The following is a 23,736-nucleotide window of genomic DNA, read 5'->3' as shown; positions in this document are numbered from 1 at the left end:
TTTCGGGTATGAGCACCTACGCGTTCAACATGTGCCGGCAGATGGTGGCTCGATCTGTCGATTTGAGAGTCGCCGTTCAGTATCGGCCGGACCATCTCGGTGCACAGGGATACGGTGACGGCCCCCCGATTTCGTTGCCCGGCGCCGAGGTCGCGGGCATCCCCCAGATCAACGAAATCGAACGCGGCGATTTCGAGGCGGATATCGACGTGCTCGTTGCTACCGCCATCGATGCATTCGCCCGGCGTCCCTTCGACGTGGTGCATGCGCAATACGGTTATCCCTGCGGGGTCGCTGCGGTGCTGGCCGCGCGTGCCGTCGGCGTACCGGCAGTCGTATCCATGCAGGGCGGCGATGGCCACTGGTTCGGTACCTGCTGCGACCAACACGCAGCCGTTCTCGAATGGTTGTTGGCATCCTCTTCCATCGTTCTGTTCCCAACCGAGAGCTTTCGCGCGCGCGTGGAAGGCAGGGCCGGATCGCCGACGCAGGGCCGCGTCCTTCCCGGTGCTGTGGATACGGCTCTGTTCCGGCCGAACGAGGAGAAACGGCGCGAGTGGCGCGAGCGCCTCGGTATGAAGAACAACGCCCTGGGCGTGCTCTATCATGGTCGCTTGGACGACCGGAAGGGGGTGCGAGAACTCATTGAAGGATTCGCGGGCCTCGACGATAGCGTCTGTCACAGGGCGGTTCTCGCCGTGGCGGGCGCCGGGCCCGACGCCGATGCGCTCTTTGCGCTGGCAAAAGAGTGTCTAGCGCCGGGACAGTACGTCTGGCTCGGCCAGCTTCCCTATGAAGATATCCCCGGATTCTTGGCGGCAGGCGACATCTTCTGTTCGCCGACCTACCAGGAGGGTTTCTCTAACACCCTGGTGGAGGCGGCGGCGTGCGGCCTACCGTTGGTAACGACGGATACGGTCGGCGTACGGGACGTTTTCCGCCATGAACAAAACGCATACCTTGTCCCCGTTGCTAAAGCATCCGCCGTAACCGAGGCGCTGGATCGGATGCTAAGGGATTCCGCGCAACGTGCACGTCTCGCCAGCGATGCTCAGACTTTCGTCAAAGAACGCTACGGTTGGAGCAGTCTCGTCGATTCCATCCTCTCGACATATGCCTATGCACTCCCAGTATCTCCGGACTGCCCCGACCCCCCAAAGAAAGGGAGGACATCTAGGTGCAGGTATCGTCTAAACCCGCTGCTTCTCTAGTGGCTGCTTGCCCGCCGGGTAGCCGTATCCTTTTTGTGTCGCCGCATTTCGACGATGTTGCGTTCTCCTGCGCGGGACTTGTCCATCATCTGGTCTCGACATGTGAGACACGGGTGGTCTGGGCGACGGTTTTTTCCCACGGGCGTCCCAGGCCGCAGGGGTTTGCCCTGCGCTGCCAAACGACCAAGGGGATACCACGCGAGGTGGACTACATGGCAATTCGCAGGCAGGAAGACCGGAATTGCGGCGTATTGCTCAAGATAGAAGAGGCAATCAACCTGGGATTTCTCGAAGCCCCGCACCGAGGATACCGTTCTGCGAAAAAGTTGTTTGGGCCGCTACTGAGGCACGACGAACAGCGGCTCTTGAGGGCCGTTGGCCAAGCACTCGCGAGGCTTGCATGCGACCTGTCGGCCTACCGGGTAATTGCGCCACTCGGGCTCGGCGGCCACGTCGACCATGTCCTGGTTTCTCGTGCGGCCGAGATGGCATTTGCCCCGGCTCGTCTACTTTACTACGCAGATAGCCCCTACCTATTGCGCTGCAGCAGGTCCGATTTGCGATCCCGGACACTGGGTATGACGGCCCATGTTCTGGACGTCGGCGCCGTAAGCGCGGAGCGGGCAGCCGCTTATGCCTGCTATGCTTCACAACTCGACTATCAGTTGCGAGATATCGGCAACGTCCACGATCTGGCCCAATCCAGTGCGCGCCACGCCGGCGATTTGTGCCGTTCACGACACGATGTGGAGATCTACCTTCGCCGATGGCCGCCCCGGCGACACCCGGTTGGCGTTTTCGCGAGGTCATGCAGAGGAACCGGTTTTCGCGTCCTCACGCCGAAGAAGGGCGCCGCCGATATAGAGGCTGTCAACGCATCCCCGGAGAAGGTGATCCTTCGCGTCACGGGGTGATTCGACCAAAGGCAAGCCGTGCAGATTAAAGCTAGTGTTGAGCAGCAAGGGCATGCCCACTCGGTATTCGAAAGCGTCTAGGATGGCATTGAGCAAGGGATTGTCCATTTCTGAAACCGTCTGAACCCGGCCGGTCTGATCGACGTGCAGCACCTGCGCGATTCGTTCCACCATGCTCGGCTTCGCTTTATGGGTAAACATCATGTAGGGCGACGATCTATCGGGGCCATCGAACCAGTCCAGCAGCCTCGCTCGTTTAATGGCAGGCGCGAAAGGCATGAAAGGTTCCCGACGTTTCAGCTTTTTGTTGATCCTATCGCGCATACCAGGCAACCCCGGATGGGCCAAGACGCTGCGGTTGCCCAGGGCACGCGGCCCCCACTCGGAGCGGCCCTGATACAGGCCAACAACTTCGCCGCGCTCCAGGGACTCTGCGATGGCCTCTGTGGGGTCTCCCCGTGCGTCGATCCGTAATCCGTTTTGCGCGAGTATCTTCGGATCGACGGAATATTCCCCGCCGAGGAACTGACACTGCTGGAGCTTGGTCCGCGGCGCGCCGTTTTGTGCTGCCGCCTCGAGAGCCGCCCCAAGGCCGATGCCGCCATCCGCAGGACTCGGCGGAACATAGAAACTGATCCCGGGAAATGTATGCCGGAGCCTGCTATTCAGGGCGACGTTCAGAAATATCCCGCCGCCCAGGCACACATTGCGGGTCTTCGGAAACGCTTTGAGTTGGGATTGAACCCAAGCAATCGCCGTGTCTTCGAGAACCGCCTGCATGGCGGCGGCCAGATTCTCCCGCCCGGCGGTTTCCGCGAGTGCGGACAGTTCCTCTACAACTGGATCCCATACCATATGTCGATTATTGACGACGCCTCCTTTGGGCCTGAACCGGCGGCCACCGACGAGGTGCCCATTTTCTATCCGCGGTGCGAGCTTTGTGATCTCGTCTTTAATGATCGTCGGATCCCCATATCCAGCAAGACCCATTGTTTTCCCTTCGCCATCCGACATGCGCCAGCCAAGGGCCTCGGTAACGAAGCCGTATAGGAGTCCAAGGCTATTACCGTCTGACCAGCAGGTCCTTTTTCTGACCAAGGTGTTTCCTTTGCCTTGAAATACAGCACCAAAACAAGGATTTCCCTGGTCGTGGCCCATGCCATCGAGCGTGATGACGAGCGCGTCATCGAATGGGCTCAGCCTAAAAGCAACGGATGCGTGCGCCAACTGGTGGTCACAATAAAATACGGTACTCGGCGACGCGGCCGGCATCTTGATACGACCAGCAGGAAAAGGGAATTCCGCTGCGTTAGTTACACGATTTTCCCTAGGTAACCGGTTCTCGGCGATGGCGACGATATCCGCATCCGCCAAGGCAAAACCAAGATTCTCCTGCACGGTCTTGAGCGCGAGAAACGGATAGCCTGCATGATGTTTCAGTCTGCTAAAGCGTTCCTCCAAGGATGCAAACATGACACGGTCATCGTGCATGATCGAGATGTTGGTGTCATGGAAATACTTAGCATAGGGTTCTAGATGAGAAAAGCCAAAGATGATCATGGTTTGCCCCCAACAAATTCTAGTCGAACAGGAACTCCACAACTACACAATTTTCCTTCTCGGGTTTTGCCCCGTTTCCACGGACCATGCTTAGGATTTCGTGGATTTACTTCAAACCGATGGACACCTGTTCGACTAATGATGATTTCCACTCTATGCAGACTATCGTAGACGTTTACCCTCGTGCTAAACATTTATCCTTTGCTTGAAATATTTGCACCGTGCTAATGTTTAGCATGAATATTTTCATCGTACCAGATAGCAATGGGCTGCCAGTTAACGAGATGAGCCAATGAGCAACGTAGACCAGACCCTACCGGGTAAGACTCTGATCACCCTGCTCAACAAGACGGGCGGCGCTGGTGGATTTCTTCGCCTAGAACGCCGACGGGCTGATCACCTGATACCTGCACCGCACTGGCGCCGGCCGCGAATCCAGCTTCATCTACCGCCGCACCAAGCGCGACCTGGCACTGTCCGTCGCTACTCGAGCTATGGGAGGTATACCTCGTACCGCACCTGCCAGCCCGCTTCTGCGCGTTTTCTCGCACGACCCGCCGTTAGTATGAACTGTGTATCAGAGCAGGGTGGAACACGTGAACTCATGAGGCAAGCAGCAATCGCACAGCAACCCCCTCTTTGGGTATTCATCGCGCATGCCTGAGCCTCACCCAATCCGAATCGAAAGAAAGCCAGCGGTGTTAAATCGAACCGGGATGAGTCACGCGACCCTATATCGTCGAATCAGTGAAGGCTTGTTCCCTCCCGGTGTTTCCCTTGGTAATCGTTCTGTCGGATGGCTGGCCCATGAAGTGGACACGATGTTAAATGCATTTGCCTCGGGAAAAACGACAGAGGAACTTCAAGCCGTAGTAAAACTTCTCGTAGAAAAGAGGCAGACTCTGGCCAATTGATTGAGTGACCGTCAGTCACGAATAAGCGCGTCCAGATGATCCGCCCATTTCTGTAGCCACTGCCTACACTCCGCCTCGTACCGGTGCAAATCGTAGGTTCCTTCAATCCCCTTACGTGAATGCCCCAATACCGCTTCGGCCACTTCGTTAGTGCATTGCAGGCGTGACAAGCCGGTCCTGACGCTTCTGCGCAGATCATGAGGTGTCCAGGCCGGAAGATCTACCATCTTGTTGCTTACTCTCATCCGCCAGGCCTGCTCGGTTAGCTGCTTTTGCTGGATAGGCAGCCGCGTTTTCTGGGATGGGAACGGGTAGTCTCCAGTGGTCAGGCGAAGTGTTTTCAGGAACTCCACCGCTTGGCTGGGCAATTGCACATAGCGCTCGACCTCCGTCTTGCTCTCCCTTATGTGGAATGTCCGTTTCTTCAAGTCGATGTCCTTCCAGGCCGCATTGCAGACCTCCCCAGTACGACACCCTGTCCAGAGGGTAAACCGAAGAACATTCTTCTGTGTTGCGGTGTAATCAGACCCAGGCAACCATTTCAGCAACGTCGCCAATTCGGTATCAGAGAGGACTCTTTTTCCTCGCTGATGGGTGAGTTTCACCTTGGCCTGTCTGAGGCTTGCTTTGGCGAGAATTGCCGGATTTGCAAACTCATCTGAAAAATAGCCCAGACCAATCGCAAACTCGTAGGCGGCTGAAAGCTCTCTCAGTACATTTCCTGCTTGAACATTTGCCCCACGTTGAACAATTGCCATGATCATATCCACCACAGCCTTTCGCGTGACAGCATTCGCCGCCATCTCCCCCAACTTGGGAATCACATCGCCATAGAGGGTTCTGCGCGTCTCAGACTGACCTTTCGGTTTTCGTGCGCCGGCGATGACCTTTCCGCTTGGAGATTTCCGGTCTTCGATATACTGGGTCAGGTAGAGTTCTACGAGATTCTCCACGGTGAAGGATTCCTCAACTGACTCTCGTTGTCCCAGTTCCAATTCCTGGGCTTGCTCCCGTTTCAGCCGTTTCTCCTCTTTGGCCTCGGTTGCCGGGCAGTGCCCCTGGCGGCGAACTTGTTTAAGTTCCTGGAGCTTCAATCTCGCTTCGGCCAGGGAGGTCTCCGGGAAGTTGCCGATTTTCACCTGAACGAGCTTTGAGGTGATCGGGCTGGTATAGCGATAGAAAAATGTCTTTAATCCGGTAGCCCCGCACTTCACTCGCAAGCCGATGTTTTCCCCCGTGTCGGCCTTGATCTTATCTCCCGGCTTCATCGTCTCCACTGTCCTGGAAGACAAGGGTTTGGTATTCTGTACTGTTGCCATTGGCATCCTCTTGAATTGATGTCAGTTTGTCCGACGCAATGGAAAAAAGTGTAACTTTTGGATTTCAATGGAAAGTTACACCAACAAAAGTTACACTTCAAGTTACACTATTTCCTGAGATTGGATGATATTTTGTGAGACTCGATGAGATTACAAGAGACGACATAAAAACAATAAATACTTATGAATCAATAAGTAGAGCAGCGTAACGGCATGAGTTCATTAGAAAAAAAAGAACAACATACACCAATGATGCAGCAGTACCTGAAGATCAAGCGGGAGCACCCGAACGAGCTGGTGTTCTACCGCATGGGTGACTTCTACGAGCTGTTTTATGACGATGCCAAAAAAGCGGCCGAGTTGCTGGACATTACCCTGACCGCCCGGGGACAGTCCGGTGGCAACCCTATTCCCATGGCCGGCGTGCCTTTCCACGCCGCTGAAGGCTACATTGCCCGCATGGTGCGCGCGGGTCAATCCATTGCCATTGCCGAACAGATTGGCGATCCGGCCACCAGTAAGGGGCCGGTGGAACGGAAGGTGGTGCGCATTGTTACCCCCGGCACCCTCAGCGATGAAGCCTTCCTGGAAGACCGCCGCGACAACCTGCTGGCGGCAATTTTCAGCCATAAAGAGCAGTTCGGCTTTGCCTCGCTGGATATTTCCAGTGGTCGCTTTGCGGTATCTGAACTGGGCAGCCTGGAAGCCCTGCAGGGCGAACTGCAGCGCTTGCGCCCGGCAGAGATCCTGATCAGCGAAGACTTCCCTTTCGGTGACCTGCTGGAAGGCTTCACCGGTGTGCGCCGGCAAGGCCCCTGGCTGTTCGAGCTGGATTCAGCCCGGCGTGTGATTACCCAGCAGCTGCAGGTGCGTGACCTCACCGGTTTTGGCTGCGAAGACCTGCACCTGGCCATATGTGCCGCCGGATGCCTGCTGCAGTACGCCCGGGAAACCCAGCGCACCGCCCTGCCCCACATTCGCAAGCTGACCCGGGAGCGCCGGGAAGACGCGGTGATCCTGGATGCCGCCAGCCGCCGTAACCTGGAAATCGACACCAACCTGATGGGCGGTCAGCAATACACCCTGGCCTGGGTGATGGACCGCACGGCCACCGCCATGGGTGCCCGGGAACTGCGCCGCTGGCTGAACCGCCCGCTGCGGAATGTGGACGTGGTACGCCAGCGCCAGCAGTCGGTCTCGGCCCTGCTGGACGGCTTCCACTACGAGCCGGTGCACGACCTGCTCAAGCGCGTAGGCGACATCGAACGGATCCTCGCGCGGGTAGCCCTGCGCTCGGCCCGGCCCCGGGACCTCGCCCGCCTGCGGGATGCTTTCCAGACCCTGCCAGAGCTTCAGGAAGCCCTGAAGCCGGTTAATTCCAGCCATGTAGCCCAGCTGGCCAGCACCATCGGTGAATACCCGGAACTGGCGGACTTACTGGAGCGTGCCATCATCGAAAACCCGCCGGTGGTGATCCGTGAGGGCGGAGTGATAGCCGAGGGCTTCGACGAAGAGCTGGACGAGCTGCGCAACATCAGCGAAAACGCCGGCCAGTATCTGCTGGATGTGGAAACCCGGGAGCGGGAGCGCACCGGCATTTCCACCCTCAAAGTGGGCTACAACCGGGTACACGGCTATTACATTGAAATCAGCCGGGCCCAGTCTGCCCAGGCGCCGGTGGATTACATTCGCCGCCAGACCCTGAAAAACGCCGAGCGTTTCATTACGCCCGAGCTGAAAGAGTTCGAAGACAAGGCCCTGAGCGCCAAGAGCCGCGCCCTGGCCCGGGAAAAAGGCCTGTATGACGACGTTCTGGAAACCGTCGCCGAACAACTGGCACCGCTGCAGGATGCCGCCCAGGCCCTGGCCGAGCTGGATGTACTCAGCAACTTTGCCGAGCGCGCCACCAGCCTACGCTTCACCGCACCGGAGCTTACCGACCAGCCCGGTTTTGATGTGGAGGAAGGCCGCCATCCGGTGGTGGAACAGCTACTGGACGAGCCCTTCGTACCCAACAATCTGCTGATGGATACCAAACGCCGGATGCTGGTGATCACCGGCCCGAACATGGGTGGTAAGTCCACCTACATGCGCCAGGCCGCCCTGATTGCCCTGCTGGCCTACACCGGCAGTTTCGTGCCCGCCAACCGGGCGGTACTGGGGCCGGTAGACCGGATCTTCACCCGTATGGGTTCTTCCGACGACATTGCCGGTGGCCGCTCTACGTTTATGGTGGAGATGACCGAAACCGCCAACATCCTGCACAACGCCACCGAACACAGCCTGGTGCTGATGGACGAAGTGGGCCGCGGCACCAGCACCTTCGACGGCCTGTCCCTGGCGTGGGCCACGGCAGAGCACCTGGCGAAGGACATTCGCTGCTACACCCTGTTTGCCACCCACTACTTCGAGCTGACGCAACTGGCGGATGACCTGGAACATGCGGTAAACGTGCACCTGACCGCCACCGAGCATGATGATTCCATCGTGTTCCTGCACAATGTGCATGACGGCCCCGCCAGCCAGAGCTATGGTTTGCAGGTGGCCAAGCTGGCCGGCGTGCCGCAGGATGTTATCCGTAACGCCAAGGCCCAGCTGGCACACCTGGAAGGCAGCGCCAGCCCGTCAGCGCCGGCCCCGGAGCATGTGCATGAACCGGCGCCGAAAGCCGTCAAACAACCGACCAGCGCGGAAACGGTTTATCAGGGTGATATGTTCGCCATGGCGGAGCCAAGCGCGGTGGAAGAGGCCTTACAGCAGCTGGATGTTGATGGCCTGTCGCCCCGGGACGCCCTGAACCAGCTGTACGAACTGCGGGCATTACTGAACAAATAACAGAAAACTGGGCCAAACTTGATCTGTGTAATAAGGTTATAGCAGCCCAACGCTTGCGGCTGCGGGGGCCGCTCCCTACAATATCGCGCACAAAATTATAGATGGGGCCGGATTTTCAGGGCTCCTGATGAGACTGAATGTTCTACGAACCAGGGATCTGACTATGGCGTTTATCGTTACTGATAACTGCATCAAGTGCAAATACACCGACTGCGTGGAAGTGTGTCCGGTAGACTGCTTCTATGAAGGCCCCAACTTTCTGGTGATCGACCCGGACGAGTGCATTGATTGCGCCCTGTGCGAGCCTGAATGCCCCGCCGAAGCCATCTTCTCTGAAGACGAACTGCCGGCAGGCCAGGAAGCCTTCGTTGAGATCAACGCGGACCTGGCCGGCAAGTGGCCGAACATCACCGAGAAGAAAGACCCGCTGCCAGACGCCGACGAGTGGGACGGCCAGCCCGACAAGCTCCAGTACCTGGAGCGCTGAGGCCAAACGCTGTCAGCAGCTGCGAAAAAGCCGGAAGAGCGATCCTCTTCCGGCTTTTTTATTTCAGGCCTGTGCAGCCCGGCTTAGCCCTCTGCCAGCAACTTCTTCGCGGCAGCAGACTTGTAGAAGCTTCCCAGCCTTCTGCGCACCAATGCCTCCACATAACCTTCCTTGTGCAGTACGTCGATAATCGGCAGGCCCAGTTCGGCAATTTCCGTCACAATCACTTCGCGGGTCACCCCGATGTCATTCAGCAGGTCCATCACCGGCCGGTCACCATACTTGGCAAACAGGTGCTCTACCACCGCCCGGGCACAGCCTTCAAAGTAGGCGGTTTTGCGGAAGTTCAGCCAGAAGTCATAGCCCAGCACCACAAATTCCTGCAGTTCCACCTCGCCCAGGCCGTCCTGAAGCTCGGCAATGGTCTGGTTCTCCAGTGATACCCAGGCCGCCATCACACTGTCACGAAGCTCATCATCGGTCAGTGCCCGATGCAGGAACTGCTCGCTGCGCACAATCAGCCCTGGCAGGCTGTCGGCCAGCCAGGCCTTGATACGCCGCTCAAAGGTCTCATCCAGCCCGGGCACGGCTTTGTTGGCCATTCTCTTGCCGAACTTCATCACCGACCCCACCCCAGGCACCGAGCGGGTAATCAGGTTATCTTCATACAGGTAGTTCACCAGCCCGTGGTACACCACATTCGACACCAGCTCCTGGTATACCGGGTGCGCCATGATCTCGCTGATGATCCGCTCCCGCTGCTGGCGCAGCTCCAGGGCCTCTTCGATAAAGCCGCTGGCCTGCTCCCGTGACAGGATTTCGCCCAGCGTGGTGTCTGCCTGAACCGGTGCCTTGAGCACTTCTGCCGCCATCTCCGCAGCCAGTTCCGGAATGCCGGCATCCAGCTCCATGTTCACGGCGATGCGCTTGATCACGCCCATTACCTGCTCGGGGCTGATCAGCCGGCCCAGCGGCACTTTTTCGGCATAGCCAAGCAATTCATCCACTTCCTGTTCCAGGAACTTCTTCAGCTTGGCGCCTTTGAGGGCGGCCACTTCGTGCTTTACGTGGGCTTCAAACAGGGTATCGACAAGACTGGGGGCAGTTTTGCTCATAGAGCTGGCATCCTTTGGCTGAATTCCTGAAGTATGCCGGTGAGGCTAACACGGAAGCAGGGAGCTGGGGTTTGCCGGAATTACCGGCGGACCCGTGATTATGGGCCAGTCCGGCGACCAGCCCGGCAAAAACAGACGGTTACTGGAAGTCTGAAAACTCGTGGGGTTCCGCCGCCAGCGCCAGGCACAGGCTGCCGGGGCCAACGTAGATGGAGCTGGTAATGCCCATCTGCGACAACAGCAACTCTACACCGTGCTTTTCACAGGCATCGCGCAGGCGATTCAGGCCCGGCAGCTCTTCGATCTCAGTCCAGCTCAGGCCGCAGGACAAACTTACATAGGGTGTCAGCAAACCGGCTTCCAGACGGCCGATGGCGTAATTCATCACTTTCTCGACCGCCACGTTGAAGTCGCGGGTTTTGGCCACCGGCTTGCCTTCAACGCCCTGCCCGAAGATCACCGGGTTGATGTTCAGCACCTTGCCCATAAAGGCGGCCATCGCAGACACACTTTTGTCGCCCCGGCGCCGGGCCCGTTCACGGATGTAATGCAGGTCGCGGGGGATCACACAGGTGTAGATCTTGTCAGTGAAGGTTTCCACCTCGTGGCGCAGGGCATTCTTGGAGACTTTCTGGTTGATCAGCCGCAGGGTGTGGGCCGCCAGCAATCCCTGGCCCGCAAAGATCTGCTTACTGTCGATGACCCGCATGGAGAATTTGCCTTCCCGTCCGGCGGCCTTGCGGGCGCCTTCGTAGTTAGCCATTACGGTGTTCATGGCTTCGGAGGCGTGATCGAAAATCTGGCTACGGCTTCGGGTGACGGTTTCACAGATGGCCACGTCAAACTGGGTGACAATCTTTTCCATGAACAGGTTGTGGATCTGTTCTGCGGAAAAGGCTTCGGTTTCCGCCTGGTGGCCCTTATCAAGCAGGCCGCTCTGGTAGAACTCCTGGGTACGCACAGGATCGTGGGTATCGATGTAGGTCTGGCCATCAATAATGGCCGTTACCGGCAGCACAAACAGATCGTGTTTGCGGGAAAATTCATAGGGTAGATCACAGGCGGAATCAACGATCAAACCAACTCGCATGTGCAAAGGCCTCCGGGGTTCGGGTGTTTCCTCAGGCTGGAGCACCCTTTCTTGTGATTATTCTCGAGACACAAGTCTTGCACATGCAGGCGATAATTTCAGCCGCCCCGTGAAGCAGTTAACAAAAAGGCCCACGACAACAAATCCGTTAACCGAAAACAAAAAAAGGAGGCCGAAGCCTCCCAAGGACACACAGTGGGTTGGTGCCGCTGCTAGCTCAGCGGCACCGGGTTCAGAATTACTCGCTCTTCTCGGCCCCCGGCGCTTCCGGGTCAGAGGTAAACTTCAACAAGTGAGTACGCTCGATCAGGTAGTACAGGATGGCACCGGTGGCCAGGCCCCAGCCCGCGCCGTACACCGCCAGTACCACGCCCATGGTGCCGGCAATGCCACGCTCGGTGTTGTTCTCCAGCTGCTCCAGGCCCACCATCAAACAGATGTAACCGGTCAGCAGCAGGGTCAGCGACAGGGCAATCGGCAGTACCGGCTGGAAGAAGCTCACCAGTGGCAGCACGAACAGTGCAATGAAGCCGGTAATCCAGAAGGTGCCACCACCGCTGTAGATGGAGTCCATGGCGTTACGGCCGTACTTGTAGCGCTCGGCCATGGTGGCGGTTACGGCAGTCCAGATCGGGCCGGCCAGGCCAGGATACGGCGCGAAGAACGCATGGCCACCGTTCCGGATGGCGGTTACCAGGTGGGCACGGTCGATGCTGTTGTCGATGTTTTCATCTTTGCGCAGGTGGTCGACACGGCTCATCAGGGATTGCCCCACCACGATGTCACCGAAGGCGATGACATAGGCGATAACCGCGGTCGGAATGGCATACAGGAAGATGTTCAGGTCCGGGAAACCCACGCTGAACGGCAGGTAGTTCCACAGCTGGTCAAAGGCCGGCTTGGTGATGCCCCACTGTACGTCGGGGACTTCATACTCGCCAACGGCAAAGCCCACCAGGATGGCCACCACCATGCCCGGCACCATGCCGTAGTTGGCAATCTTGCGGGCGATGTTGCTCTTGTCCACAAAGCCTTTGAAGGAAACGGAGAACATCAGGTACAGGCACACCAGGCCACCCACAATCAGGGAGATCGGCGTGTTGGCCAGGCGGCCACCGGCTTCGATCTCCCCCATCAGTGCGGCAATACCGGCACCGATGATAATACCGCCCTTCATGGACCGGGGAATCCAGTTCACCAGCTTGCTGCCCAGCCGGGTAACACCCAGGATCAGGAAGATCAGGAACACCAGGAATTGCAGGGCAAACAGCGCCTGGATGGCCTCGGGGCCGGGCTCGTAGTCTGAAAGGAACAGCAACACCACGGGTATACCCGGGGTAATCCAGCCGGGCACCAGCGGTACGCCCAGCAGGGCCGGCAGCATGAAGCCGATACCACACACCACAACGTAGGCCAGGGCCACGTCATAGGGAACACCAAGGTATTTTTCCAGCAGGGGAATCATCGCCAGGCTGACCACGAACATGATCAGGGCCTGCACCATCTCCGCAAATTCCCAGCGATAGTGGACAAACGGAAGACGGATTTTGAAGGGGCCAGCCGGCCAGAACGGCTGTTCTTCACCGTTTTTTCTGTGGAACATTTGCATAAAACTACCTCCGGGCACGCCAGTGTCGGGTGCCAGTCAATGTTGTTTTTGTGGAAAAGAGGTGTGGCTGCGCCCGGCGGCGCAGCCTTGCCGGATCAGTTCAGTTCTTTGGCCTGGTCCCGCAGCACAAACTTCTGGATCTTGCCGGTAGAGGTCTTCGGCAGCTCCGAGAACACCACGGTTTTCGGAACCTTGAAGCGGGCAAGGTGCTCGCGACAGAAACTGATGATGTCTTCCTCGGTTACGTTGCCGGCTTCCGCTTTCAGGGTAATGAAGGCGCAGGGTGTCTCGCCCCACTTCTCGTCCGGCCGGGCAACCACCGCGGCTTCCATTACCGCCGGGTGGCGATACAGGGTGTCTTCAACTTCGATGGTGGAGATGTTCTCGCCACCGGAGATGATGATGTCTTTCAGGCGGTCCTTGATTTCCATGTAACCGTCTTCGTGCCATACCGCCAGGTCGCCGGTGTGGAACCAGCCGCCCCGGAAGGCTTCTTCGGTGGCACTCGGGTTCTTCAGGTAGCCCTTCATTACCGTGTTACCACGCAGGAAGATCTCGCCGATGGTCTTGCCGTCTTTCGGCACCGGCTGCATGGTGTTGGGGTCTGCCACCATAGTGCCGCCCAAGGTGTGATAGCGAACGCCCTGGCGCGCCTTGACCTGGGCACGTTCTTGCAATGGCAGCGCATCCCACTCGGATTTCCAGGCACACACGGTAACCGGGCCGTACACTTCGGTGAGGCCGTATACGTGGGTTACCTTGATGCCCATCTCTTCGATGGCACCAATCACCTGGGCTGGGGGCGCCGCACCGGCGGTCATGGATTTCACTTCGTGATCGATGCCGGCTTTAGCTTCCGGCGAGGCATTCAGCAGCGCGTTCAGGACAATCGGCGCACCACACATGTGGGTTACCTGGTGGTCGCGGATCAGCTTGAGGATTTTCTCAGGGTCTACCCGGCGCAGGCACACGTGGGTGCCGGCCATGGCGGTGATGGTCCAGGGGAAACACCAGCCGTTGCAGTGGAACATCGGCAGCGTCCACAGGTACACCGGGTGCATGTCCATAGACCAGACCGCCTGGTTACCCAGCGAGTTAATATAGGCACCACGATGGTGGTAAACCACGCCCTTGGGGTTGCCGGTAGTACCGGAGGTGTAGTTCAGGGAAATGGCATCCCACTCGTCGGCGGGGAAGTTCCACTGGTACTCGGGATCACCCTCTTGCAGGAAGGCTTCGTAATCAAGGTCGCTTACCTGAACGCCTTCACCGTACTCGGGATCGTCAACATCGATCACCAGCGGCTTGTGTTCAAGGTGACGAACAGCATCTTTGACCACCTGGCCGAATTCACGGTCGGCAATCACCACCTTTGCTTCACCATGCTCCAGCATGAAGGCAATGGCTTCGGCATCCAGGCGCACGTTCAGGGTGTTCAGCACCGCACCAATCATCGGCACACCAAAGTGGCATTCCACCATGGCCGGAATGTTCGGCAGCATCACCGCAACGGTATCACCACGGCTGATTCCGCGCCCCTTCAGGGCAGAGGCCAGCCGGCGGCAGCGATCGTAGGTTTCGGCCCAGTTGCGACGGATGGCACCGTGGATAATCGCCGGATAATCCGGGTAAACACTGGCGGTACGTTCGATGAAATCAATGGGGGACTGGACCGCGTAGTTTGCGTTCCGGGGCTCAAGGCCCTGATCAAAGATCGAAGTCATTGGTGTGGTCCTCGTATGCTTATGTTGTTCTTATGCGTGTTCAGTAGAAACGCCAAAGCAGCTATACTTTGCATTAACAACAATGGTAGTTAACAAAACCAATACTAGAAACTCTACCATGGTATTATAGGACTCCTACTATAATCTATGAAAATCCCCGAGAAAGACCCCCAACCCACACTCGTGACCAGCGCCGATGCCCGGGTTTTAAGCTGCAATGCCGCCGCCCGCCAGCTGGTGGAAGCCGCGCGCCTGGCCGAGGCCGGGGAACTCTTGCCGGTAAACGCCCCGGCCCTTGCTGCCTCGGCCCTGAACCAGGACCGGGCCATCGAGAACGTGGAATCCCGGTTTGCCGACAAGATCTGCCTCTGGACCTTCATTCCGGACTCCGACAAGCAGCAGGTCATGATTCGCGGGCGAGACGCCACCACCGATGTACTCACCCAGGAAGAAGCCCTGCGTTCCAGCCGGCTTTACCGGCTGATTACCGAGAACACCACAGACCTGATCTCCCGCCACGCCCCGGACGGCCGGTTTATCGACGCCACACCGGCCTCCTGGCGGCTGCTGGGCTACTGGCCGGAAGAGCTCAGGGGCAAATCCCTTGAAGAGGTTTTCGGCAACGACAAGGTGGCGGAACAACTGACTCACACCCGCAATCGCCTGCAGGAAGACGGCTACGCCACCCTGACCCTGGAAATCCAGCACCGCAACGGCAGCCGCCGCTGGTTCGAGATTGCCAGCCGGGCCATCCGGGAAACCTATACAGGCGCTGTGGTGGAAGTGATCAGCGTGTCCCGCGACATCACGCCTCGTATCGAGCAGGAAGAACAGAACCGCCTGCTGGCCGAGGAGCTGGCCCACACCGCCCGGCTGGCCACCCTGGGCGAACTGGCCTCGAGCATTGCCCATGAGATGAACCAGCCGCTGGCCTCGATTGTGAATTTCGCCAGCGCCAGCCAGCGCTTTCTGAAAGAAGCCGACAAGCGCCCGGAGAAACTGGCCAAGGTAGAGGATGGCTTGCAGAAGATCGTGCACCACGCCAACCGGGCCTCGGAAGTGATCAAGCGCCTGCGGGCCTTCCTGCGCAAGGGCCAGAAGCAGATGGCCCCGGTGCAACTGAACGCCGTGGTGAGCGACGTGGTGCGCCTGTGCCAGTGGGAAGGTGAAAAGAACGGCGTGAAGCTGCAAGAGAACCTGGCGGAGAATTCTCCGGTGATCACCGCAGACCCGATTTTGCTGGAGCAGGTGTTGATTAACCTGATTCGTAACGGCATTGAAGCCAACGTGGAAGCTACCAACCAGGGCGAGAACCTGGAACCGTCCCGCATTACCGTATGCACCTGCATCAACGACCAGCAGGAAACCCTGATCCAGGTTACCGACGAAGGCCCGGGGCTGGACGACGAAGGCATTCGCCAGATGTTCCAGCCGTTCTACACCAGCAAGCCCAAGGGCCTGGGCCTGGGGCTGTCCATGAGCCGCTCCATCATCGAAGGCTTTGGCGGCTTCCTGGATGCCATTCACGCAGACACCGGCGGCCTGTCACTGATTTGCCGCTTTCCGGCTAACCTTTCCTTCAACAACAGCCGCGGGGGCTCTAGAATGACCGCCGCCAACAATAATACGGAGAGATCCCCTGATGTCCGCTAGCACTCCTGCCGAAGCCAACACCGTGTTCGTGGTAGACGACGATGCCGGTATGCTCGAGTCCACCCAATGGCTGCTGGAATCGGTTGGATTACAGGTGCGTGCCTACAGCGACGGCCGCCAGTTTCTGAACGATGTGGCCGAAAACCGCCCCGGCTGTGTGGTGCTGGACATCCGCATGCCCGGGCTCGGCGGCCTGAACGTACAGGAAGAATTGCAGAAACGCGGGCTGGAGATTCCCATCATCTTCGTATCCGGCCATGCCGATGTGCCCATTGTGGTGCGCGCATTCAAATCCGGCGCCTTCGATTTCATCGAAAAACCGTTCAACGAACAGTTGCTGCTGGACAGCGTGCAGCAGGCCCTGCAAGACACTGGTGATGTCACCGGCAAGATGGCCGCCAATGGCGATACCGAAGCCTTGATCGCCACCCTCACCCGCCGGGAAAAAGACGTTTTCCTTCCCCTGGCCCAGGGCTACACCAGCAAGGAAATTGCCGAGCAGCTGGACGTCAGCGTAAAAACCATCGACCTGTACCGGGCCCGCGTGATGAAGCGCCTGGGCGCTGAACGCCTGCCGGATGTGACCGGCATTGCCATCGCGGCAGGGTTGCTGGACCCGGTGCACCTGCGGGCGTAGCTGATATACTGCCCGCCAGTTTTCTATCAGCGGCGGGCAGGCAATGGCAGTATCCACATCCCAGTATGACGTGATCATCATCGGCGCCGGTGCCGCCGGGTTGATGTGCGCGGCCACCGCCGGCTATCGCGGGCGAAAGGTGCTGGTGATTGACCACGCTAACAAGCCCGGCAAGAAGATCCTGATGTCTGGCGGTGGCCGCTGTAACTTCACCAATCTGAACAGTACGCCGGCGAACTTCCTTTCGGACAATCCCCATTACTGCATCTCTGCCCTGAAGCGCTATACCCCGCAGGATTTCGTCGAACTGGTGGACCGCCATGGGGTGGAGTACGAAGAAAAAGCGCCAGGACAGCTGTTCTGCAAAGACAGCGCGAAAGACATTCTCAATGTGCTGTTAACCGAGTGCGAGTGGGCCGGTGCGGAAATCCGTATGAACACCTCGGTTTCCGGCGTTCAGGCATCCGGTTCCGGCTATACGGTCAAAACCGGTGCAGGCACCCTAGAGTGCGAATCACTGGTGGTTGCCACCGGCGGCCTGTCGATCCCTACCATGGGCGCGACCGGTTTCGGCTACGAACTGGCAAAGCAGTTCGGGCTGACGGTATTACCCACCCGCGCCGGGCTGGTGCCTTTCACCCTGCACCCGGAGCTGAAGCAACAACTGGCGCCCCTGGCCGGTGTCAGTTGCCCGGTGGACGCAAGCTGCCACAAACAGCACTTCCGCGAGCCCATGCTGGTCACCCACCGGGGCCTGAGCGGGCCCGCCATGCTGCAGGTATCGAGCTACTGGCAACCGGGAGACGAGCTGCACATCAATCTGCTGCCGGCACAATCCGTCCAGGACGACCTGTTTACCCTGCGCAAGCAGAAGCCCCAGTCCACCATGGCGCAGTACCTGAACCAGCACCTGCCCAAACGCTTCGCCCTGGCCTTTAATGAACTGCAGGGCTGGAGCCGGCCGCTGCAGGAGTACCGTAACCAGGATATCGAGCGGATTGCCGACACCCTGGGCAACTGGACCATCAAACCCGCCGGCACCGAAGGTTACCGGACCGCCGAGGTGACGTTAGGTGGGGTGGATACCCGACAGTTATCCTCGAAAACCATGGCCGTGCTGGAGCAGCCAAACCTGTTCTTTATCGGCGAGGTGGTGGATGTGACCGGCCATCTGGGCGGGCATAACTTTCAATGGGCGTGGGCGTCCGGCGTGGCGGCAGGCAACGAGGCCTGAGCCGGTTACAGATATTTCTCGATAGGTAACCAGGACAGGAACCGCGACGTCGCCCGGCGCCAGAAACCGACGCCCGGCTCATGGCCAACCTGCTCGCCCTTAGACTGCCAGACCAGGTCGCCCTGCTCGTCCAGCCTTACCTGCCAGCTGTTTTCCGGCGACATGGCATAGCGGATGTCTTCAGCAACGGCGGTGGCCAGTTCCGGGCTATGGATAATCAGCACAGTTTCTCCATTCAGGTAGATCGAGCGCAGGTTGACGTTGAACGAGCCGATGAACAGGGTTTCACGATCAAACACCACTGCCTTGGAATGCAGGCTGACAGCACCCTGTTCGCAGGCCGGGCGGCTGGCTACCCAGTGCTGACAGGCCGGCGCATCCGGGCGCAGTTCGTATAGTTCGATGCCCTGCTCCAGCATTTCCCGGCGCCAGCGGGCATAGCCGGAGTGGTTGGTCACCAGGTCGTTGGTTGCCAGGGAATTGGTTAACGCCGCCACCTTCAGCGGCTGGTTGTCCAGCGCTCCGAGGTTGTCGAGCTGGTTGTCTGCCAGAATCAGGTAAGCGGATTCAATCAGGATTTCGGATTGGGCTGCCTGAACCAGCCCGTACAAGGCCCTGGCGGTGTTCTGGGGGGAATCCGCCGGAACCTGGGGATTTTGCGGTGGCGGGTCAAACACCAGTTCGCCCGGGGCCTGCACCAGACCGGCAAACCAGCCCCTCAGATAGGTTTCCGCCGCGTCCTGTTCCTGGTGCGGAACTGCCCGGATACCCGGATCAGCCGCCGTTTCCCTGAGCAGTTGCGACAGCGCATCGCGGCCAGCGAGGTTGTCAGGCAGGTCATAGAGGGTAGCCAGCGGGTAGGCCCACTGATTGTTCCAATAGGCCTCGAAGTTGGCAGTCATATCTTCGGCAAGCGGCCCCAGAACCATCACATCCCGGTCCCGGAAATTCAGGCTGGGATGTTCGTCAAAATATTCGTCGCCAATGTTACGCCCGCCGGCGATGCCCACCTGGCCGTCCACCACAAAGGTTTTGTTGTGCATGCGCCGGTTGATGCGGTCGAAGTCGGTAATCAGCGACAACCAACGCCCCACCCCGCTGCGGGAACGGGCCGGGTTGAAGATACGCACCCGGATGTTGGGGTGTGTTGCCATGGCGGCAAACAGCGGCTCCTTGCCAGCCACGTTAATGTCGTCCAGCAGCAGGCGTACCTGAACGCCACGGTCTGCAGCGGCTACCAGCCGGCCGGCCAGGTAGCGCCCGGTGGCATCGTTATTCCAGATGTAATACTGGGCATCAATAAACTGGTCGGCGGTTTCGATCAGCGCAGCCCGCACCAGGAAGGCATCACGGCCACTGTTCAGCAGCTGAAAGCCGGTGTTCGGGGAGTCTGGGGTAAGGTGCATCCGGTGCTGGTCCGTTATGAAGGAATCCTTCATCGAGGATATCCGGAAATCCGGGTCATGCACGACCGGTTTCAGGGCGGTGGAACACCCGGCCAGCATCAGCAAGGCGCAGAGGCTGGCGACAAGCGAAAGTAATCGCTGACCGGGCATAGGCTGGGCTCCCTAGCGAAGGATAACAAGGGGCTTCTTCGCGGTTTTCAGCATGGTGGTTGTGGTACTGCCCACCAGGAACTGGCGAATGCGGGAATGGCCATAGGCGCCCATTACCAGCATGTCGATGTCGTGCTCATCCTGATAGGCATGGAGCGTGGGCTCCACATCGCCGGCGCGGATGGCGAGCGTGATCTCCACATCCAGGCCTGCCAGCATTTTCTCGGCCTTCCGTAGCTGTTCCCAACGGTCTGCCGTATCTGCCCCTACCATCACCAGGTGCAGGGGCATGCCTTTCAGAACCGGGCTGGCGGCCACCATTTCCACGCCTTTGAAGGCGGTTTCGCTGCCATCAAAGGCCAACATGGCGCTCTTCGGCTGGGTAAATTCGTCGGGCACCAGCAAAATCGGGCGGTGAACGCTGCGGATCACGGTTTCCAGCTGGCTGCCGATGTGAATATCCCGGTCGGAGCTGCTTTCACCGTGCAGACCCATCACGAACAGGCGGGTTTCTTTCTCCAGGGCCAGCAGGGAATCGGTCAGATTATCATGGCGCTGGCGCTTTACCACTTCGGCAATGCCGGCCTTCTGTACCCGCGCTTCGGCTTCATCCAGCATGTGGTGGCCGTGCTCCAGGGCCAGTTTGGAGCGTTTCCGGTCAAGGTCTGCCAGCTCGTCCAGCAAGTGTTCCCGGCTACCCAGCCCGATGCTGCCAGCCAGGTCCGGTTCCGCGGGGTAGCGCTCTTCATCCAGAACGTGCAGCAACATCAGCGGTGTTTCCATGTGCCGGCTGGCCCAGGCGGCGTAATCACACACCGCGGGGGCTGCCCGGGAACCGTCGATACAGGCCACTACTCGTAACATGTTCGCCTCGCCTTTCTGATTCATGGTCAGTGCCCTCCCATCAGCTGGTCAACGGCTTCGGGCTTGTCATGCACCCCGAAACGGTCAACGATGGTGGCACTGGCTTCGTTCAGGCCGATTACCTCAACGTCTGCACCCTCACGGCGGAACTTGATGACCGCCTTGTCCAGCGCACCTACGGCAGTAATATCCCAGAAGTGTGCGCGGCTCAGGTCTATCACAACATTATCCACCGCTTCCTTGAAGTCAAAGGATTCGAGGAATTTTTCCGAAGAACTGAAGAATACCTGGCCTACAACCGTGTAGCGACGGGTGTCGGTTTGCTCGTCCAGTTCGGAGGTCACCAGCATGTAATGGCCCACCTTGTTGGCGAAGAACAGGGCTGCCAGCAAAACACCGGCCAGCACGCCGAATGCCAGGTTGTGGGTGGCCACCACCACAATCACCGTCACCAGCATGACAATGTTGGTGGACAGGGGATGCTCCCGAAGATTGCGAATGGAATCCCAGCTGAAGGTACCGATGGATACCATAATCATCACCGCCACCAGGGCGGCCATGGGAATCTGTACCAGCCACTTGTCCAGAACCAGCACCAGAATCAGCAGGAACACGCCGGCTGTCAGCGTCGAGAGCCGGGTACGGCCGCCGGATTTCACGTTAATAATGGACTGGCCGATCATGGCGCAACCGGCCATGCCGCCCAGAAGGCCGGAACCAATATTGGCAATGCCCTGGCCTTTGCACTCGCGGTTGCGGTCACTGGTGGTATCGGTCAGGTCATCCACAATGGTGGCGGTCATCAGCGATTCCAGCAGGCCCACGACGGCCAGGCCGAGGGAGTACGGCAGGATGATCATCAGGGTTTCCAGGGTCAGGGGCACATCCGGCCACAGGAAAATCGGCAGGGTATCGGGCAGCTCACCCATATCTCCGACGGTGCGGATGTCCAGCCCGACAATCATGGCCACGGCCGTCAAACCCACAATACACACCAGCGGAGAAGGGATCAGCTTGCCGACCACAGGCACCAGGGGGAACAGGTAGATAATGCCCAGGCCCGCAGCCGTCATGGCATAGACGTGCCAGGTTACGTTGGTCAGTTCCGGCAGCTGGGCCATGAAAATCAGGATAGCCAGCGCGTTCACAAAGCCGGTAACCACCGAGCGCGACACAAAGCGCATCAACCCACCCAATTTAAGGTAGCCGGCTGCAATCTGGATGACACCGGTCAGCAGGGTAGCCGCCAGCAGGTACTGCAGGCCGTGCTCTTTCACCAGCGTAACCATCAACAACGCCATGGCGCCGGTAGCCGCAGAGATCATCCCCGGCCGGCCGCCAACAAAGGCAATGATTACGGCAATACAGAAAGAGGCATACAGGCCGACTTTCGGGTCTACGCCCGCAATGATGGAGAACGCGATGGCCTCCGGGATCAACGCCAGCGCCACCACAATACCGGCGAGCAGGTCGCCACGAATGTTCGAGAACCAGTTTTGCTTGAGTGCATTTATCATGGCAGGAAATATCGCTTTAACTTATTGGGAGGTCATATCGGGGCCGCGCAGGTTACCAGAAACCGCCTGAAAAGTATGGCAGCGCGATGTTGCTAACCGGCTAAAGGGTGACCTGGCCACCGGTAATTGCCTAGAATGCAAGGCAAATCTATTTTTTCAGGGACCCGCGGCCTGTGGATGACGTAGCCAGCCAGTTTATTGCCTCTAACCAGACCACCATTAACCTGGCCGTGGCCCTGTTGCTGGGCGCGATTGTTGGCCTGGAGCGGGGCTGGGATGCCCGGGAGCAGAAGTCCGGGGAGCGAATCGCCGGTATCCGCACCTTCTCGCTGGTGGGGCTGCTCGGTGGCATCTCGGCAGTGCTGGCCTCGGAGATTACAGTTTGGGCATTCCCGGTGCTGCTACTCAGCGTGGTGGCCATGGGGCTGGTGGCTTACAGCGAGCGGCTCGAACACATTCGCAATTTCAGCATCACCGGGCTGGTGGGCATGCTGCTGACCTTCTGTTTTGGTGCGGTGGCGGTCGCGGTCGACCCGGTGATTGCCACGGCAGCGGCGGTGGTCACCGCCATTATCCTGGACAACAAGCAAGAAATTCACGGCTGGGTGCAGAAGCTCCAGGCCCATGAACTGGACGCGGCCCTTAAACTGCTCTTGATCTCCGTGGTGATGCTGCCCCTGCTGCCCAACGAGCGCATGGGCCCGGGCGGTGTGCTGAACCCTCGGGAAATCTGGTGGATGGTGGTGATGATTGCATCCATCTCCTTCGTCGGCTACTTCGCCATCCGGGTCGCCGGCGCCCGCAAGGGCATTCTGTTCACCAGCCTGTTTGCCGGCCTCAGTTCGTCCACCGCCCTGACCCTGCACTTTGCCCGCCAGTCCCGAAGCAACGAAGGCTTCAGCCCCCAGTTTGCCGCCGGCATCCTGATTGCCTGCGGCACCATGTTTCCCCGCATCCTGGTGTACTGCCTGGTGATCAACACGGCCCTGCTGCCCAGCCTGGTCTGGCCGGTGCTGGTTATGACTATCCTGCTCTACGGCCCGGCGCTGTATATCTGGCAGAAAAACTCCAAACAGCTGCAGGTCAGCCAGCCCAGCTTGTCCCAGAACCCGCTGGATCTGTCTTCCGCACTGGTGTTCGGGTTGCTGCTGACCGCTATCCTGCTGCTGGGGGAATTCCTGAAAAATGCGTTTGGCGATGCCGGCATCTTCGCGCTGGCGGCCACCTCCGGCGTGGCAGACGTGGATGCGATTACCCTATCGCTCACCCGTATGTCCAACAACGGACTGGCGATGGACACCGCTGTGCTGGGCATCGTGATCGCAGCGGCGGTGAACAACCTGGTGAAGTCCGGTATTGCCTGGAGCATCGGCAACCGGCAGACCGGACTGCTGGTGGCCGGGCCCATGGTGCTGTCACTGGGCACCGGCTTGCTGGTGGCGTGGATTCAATAACTAACTGCCTGAATTTTCAGCGCAAGCGTCTAAACTGACGGTA

The 23,736-nt window shown here is 58.9% G+C and carries 18 protein-coding genes; 9 read left to right on the top strand and 9 right to left on the bottom strand.

The genetic code is table 11. The features are described from left to right. The first annotated feature begins 8 nt into the window (after positions 1-8). The gene (locus AQ621_RS08300) at positions 9-1,211 is read left to right on the top strand and encodes a glycosyltransferase family 4 protein (RefSeq protein ID WP_158499527.1); all 1,203 of its coding nucleotides are present in this window, start codon (positions 9-11) and stop codon (positions 1,209-1,211) included. Next, positions 1,178-2,125 carry a PIG-L deacetylase family protein gene (locus AQ621_RS18000; protein ID WP_082640956.1) on the top strand — a complete coding sequence of 316 codons (948 nt, stop codon included), beginning with the start codon at positions 1,178-1,180 and terminating at the stop codon, positions 2,123-2,125. Before AQ621_RS08300 ends, AQ621_RS18000 begins: the two co-directional genes overlap by 34 nt. Here the strand turns inward: AQ621_RS18000 and AQ621_RS08295 are convergent. Further along, positions 2,018-3,685 (bottom strand): carbamoyltransferase C-terminal domain-containing protein, encoded by a 1,668-nt coding sequence (locus AQ621_RS08295; RefSeq protein ID WP_058341082.1) that lies wholly within the window; start codon positions 3,683-3,685, stop codon positions 2,018-2,020. The genes AQ621_RS18000 and AQ621_RS08295 overlap by 108 nt on opposite strands. Positions 3,686-4,341: 656 nt before the next feature. Between AQ621_RS08295 and AQ621_RS17280 the strand changes: the two genes are divergently transcribed. Next, entirely contained in the window at positions 4,342-4,599 is a 258-nt protein-coding gene (locus tag AQ621_RS17280; RefSeq protein WP_082640954.1) for a helix-turn-helix transcriptional regulator, read from the top strand. Between the two features lie 11 nt (positions 4,600-4,610). On the opposite strand, the gene AQ621_RS08290 is transcribed toward AQ621_RS17280, so the two are convergent. Beyond that, positions 4,611-5,918, bottom strand: coding sequence for a tyrosine-type recombinase/integrase (locus tag AQ621_RS08290; RefSeq protein WP_058341081.1), 1,308 nt, complete (start codon positions 5,916-5,918; stop codon positions 4,611-4,613). A 213-nt stretch (positions 5,919-6,131) separates the two neighbouring features. On the opposite strand from AQ621_RS08290, the gene mutS reads away from it, so the two are divergent. Further along, on the top strand, positions 6,132-8,753 hold the full coding sequence (gene mutS, locus AQ621_RS08285; protein ID WP_058341080.1) for a DNA mismatch repair protein MutS: 2,622 nt from the start codon (positions 6,132-6,134) through the stop codon (positions 8,751-8,753). 163 nt (positions 8,754-8,916) lie between these two features. Further along, entirely contained in the window at positions 8,917-9,240 is a 324-nt protein-coding gene (fdxA, locus tag AQ621_RS08280) for a ferredoxin FdxA (RefSeq protein ID WP_022989403.1), read from the top strand. Between the two features lie 83 nt (positions 9,241-9,323). Here the strand turns inward: fdxA and AQ621_RS08275 are convergent, their stop codons facing one another. From AQ621_RS08275 to AQ621_RS08260, 4 genes are all read right to left on the bottom strand, one after another. After that, complete coding sequence (locus AQ621_RS08275) at positions 9,324-10,355, bottom strand: hypothetical protein (RefSeq protein ID WP_058341079.1); 1,032 nt, start codon at positions 10,353-10,355, stop codon at positions 9,324-9,326. Positions 10,356-10,494: 139 nt separating this feature from the next. Further along, positions 10,495-11,445, bottom strand: coding sequence for a DegV family protein (locus AQ621_RS08270; protein WP_058341078.1), 951 nt, complete (start codon positions 11,443-11,445; stop codon positions 10,495-10,497). A gap of 238 nt (positions 11,446-11,683) precedes the next feature. Further along, on the bottom strand, positions 11,684-13,054 hold the full coding sequence (locus AQ621_RS08265; RefSeq protein ID WP_058341077.1) for a solute carrier family 23 protein: 1,371 nt from the start codon (positions 13,052-13,054) through the stop codon (positions 11,684-11,686). Between the two features lie 95 nt (positions 13,055-13,149). Continuing rightward, positions 13,150-14,778 carry an acyl-CoA synthetase gene (locus AQ621_RS08260; protein WP_058341076.1) on the bottom strand — a complete coding sequence of 543 codons (1,629 nt, stop codon included), beginning with the start codon at positions 14,776-14,778 and terminating at the stop codon, positions 13,150-13,152. Between the two features lie 147 nt (positions 14,779-14,925). On the opposite strand from AQ621_RS08260, the gene AQ621_RS08255 reads away from it, so the two are divergent. From AQ621_RS08255 to AQ621_RS08245, 3 genes are read left to right on the top strand one after another with little or no spacing between them, the layout of a single operon-like run. Continuing rightward, entirely contained in the window at positions 14,926-16,431 is a 1,506-nt protein-coding gene (locus AQ621_RS08255; protein ID WP_082640952.1) for a sensor histidine kinase, read from the top strand. Beyond that, complete coding sequence (locus tag AQ621_RS08250; RefSeq protein ID WP_058341075.1) at positions 16,421-17,068, top strand: response regulator transcription factor; 648 nt, start codon at positions 16,421-16,423, stop codon at positions 17,066-17,068. The genes AQ621_RS08255 and AQ621_RS08250 overlap by 11 nt, the downstream gene beginning before the upstream one ends. A 43-nt stretch (positions 17,069-17,111) precedes the next feature. After that, the gene (locus AQ621_RS08245; protein ID WP_058341074.1) at positions 17,112-18,302 is read left to right on the top strand and encodes a BaiN/RdsA family NAD(P)/FAD-dependent oxidoreductase; all 1,191 of its coding nucleotides are present in this window, start codon (positions 17,112-17,114) and stop codon (positions 18,300-18,302) included. Between the two features lie 5 nt (positions 18,303-18,307). On the opposite strand, the gene AQ621_RS08240 is transcribed toward AQ621_RS08245, so the two are convergent. From AQ621_RS08240 to AQ621_RS08230, 3 genes are read right to left on the bottom strand one after another with little or no spacing between them, the layout of a single operon-like run. Beyond that, the gene (locus tag AQ621_RS08240; RefSeq protein ID WP_058341073.1) at positions 18,308-19,858 is read right to left on the bottom strand and encodes a phospholipase D family protein; all 1,551 of its coding nucleotides are present in this window, start codon (positions 19,856-19,858) and stop codon (positions 18,308-18,310) included. A 12-nt stretch (positions 19,859-19,870) separates the two neighbouring features. Beyond that, the gene (locus tag AQ621_RS08235) at positions 19,871-20,746 is read right to left on the bottom strand and encodes a universal stress protein (protein ID WP_058341072.1); all 876 of its coding nucleotides are present in this window, start codon (positions 20,744-20,746) and stop codon (positions 19,871-19,873) included. A 2-nt stretch (positions 20,747-20,748) separates the two neighbouring features. Further along, positions 20,749-22,239 (bottom strand): SulP family inorganic anion transporter, encoded by a 1,491-nt coding sequence (locus AQ621_RS08230; RefSeq protein WP_022989415.1) that lies wholly within the window; start codon positions 22,237-22,239, stop codon positions 20,749-20,751. A 173-nt stretch (positions 22,240-22,412) separates the two neighbouring features. Between AQ621_RS08230 and AQ621_RS08225 the strand changes: the two genes are divergently transcribed. Next, a complete protein-coding gene (locus AQ621_RS08225; protein ID WP_058341071.1) occupies positions 22,413-23,693 on the top strand; it encodes an MgtC/SapB family protein in 1,281 nt (426 codons plus the stop codon). Positions 23,694-23,736 lie beyond the last annotated feature (43 nt).

The sequence above is a fragment of the Marinobacter sp. P4B1 genome, assembly GCF_001447135.1.
Classification (GTDB): Bacteria; Pseudomonadota; Gammaproteobacteria; order Pseudomonadales; family Oleiphilaceae; genus Marinobacter; species Marinobacter vinifirmus.
Note: the sequence above shows the minus strand (reverse complement) of the source record. Positions and strands in the feature narration are given on the sequence as shown.

Excerpts from the sequence above, each read along its gene's own strand:
- AQ621_RS08300 (WP_158499527.1), top strand. The coding sequence starts at position 9 with ATGAGCACCTACGCGTTCAACATGTGCCGGCAGATGGTGGCTCGATCT.
- AQ621_RS08295 (WP_058341082.1), bottom strand. The coding sequence starts at position 3,685 with ATGATCATCTTTGGCTTTTCTCATCTAGAACCCTATGCTAAGTATTTC.
- AQ621_RS17280 (WP_082640954.1), top strand. The coding sequence starts at position 4,342 with ATGCCTGAGCCTCACCCAATCCGAATCGAAAGAAAGCCAGCGGTGTTA.
- AQ621_RS08290 (WP_058341081.1), bottom strand. The coding sequence starts at position 5,918 with ATGGCAACAGTACAGAATACCAAACCCTTGTCTTCCAGGACAGTGGAG.
- mutS (WP_058341080.1), top strand. The coding sequence starts at position 6,132 with ATGAGTTCATTAGAAAAAAAAGAACAACATACACCAATGATGCAGCAG.
- fdxA (WP_022989403.1), top strand. The coding sequence starts at position 8,917 with ATGGCGTTTATCGTTACTGATAACTGCATCAAGTGCAAATACACCGAC.
- AQ621_RS08275 (WP_058341079.1), bottom strand. The coding sequence starts at position 10,355 with ATGAGCAAAACTGCCCCCAGTCTTGTCGATACCCTGTTTGAAGCCCAC.
- AQ621_RS08270 (WP_058341078.1), bottom strand. The coding sequence starts at position 11,445 with ATGCGAGTTGGTTTGATCGTTGATTCCGCCTGTGATCTACCCTATGAA.
- AQ621_RS08265 (WP_058341077.1), bottom strand. The coding sequence starts at position 13,054 with ATGCAAATGTTCCACAGAAAAAACGGTGAAGAACAGCCGTTCTGGCCG.
- AQ621_RS08260 (WP_058341076.1), bottom strand. The coding sequence starts at position 14,778 with ATGACTTCGATCTTTGATCAGGGCCTTGAGCCCCGGAACGCAAACTAC.
- AQ621_RS08255 (WP_082640952.1), top strand. The coding sequence starts at position 14,926 with ATGAAAATCCCCGAGAAAGACCCCCAACCCACACTCGTGACCAGCGCC.
- AQ621_RS08250 (WP_058341075.1), top strand. The coding sequence starts at position 16,421 with ATGTCCGCTAGCACTCCTGCCGAAGCCAACACCGTGTTCGTGGTAGAC.
- AQ621_RS08245 (WP_058341074.1), top strand. The coding sequence starts at position 17,112 with ATGGCAGTATCCACATCCCAGTATGACGTGATCATCATCGGCGCCGGT.
- AQ621_RS08240 (WP_058341073.1), bottom strand. The coding sequence starts at position 19,858 with ATGCCCGGTCAGCGATTACTTTCGCTTGTCGCCAGCCTCTGCGCCTTG.
- AQ621_RS08235 (WP_058341072.1), bottom strand. The coding sequence starts at position 20,746 with ATGAATCAGAAAGGCGAGGCGAACATGTTACGAGTAGTGGCCTGTATC.
- AQ621_RS08230 (WP_022989415.1), bottom strand. The coding sequence starts at position 22,239 with ATGATAAATGCACTCAAGCAAAACTGGTTCTCGAACATTCGTGGCGAC.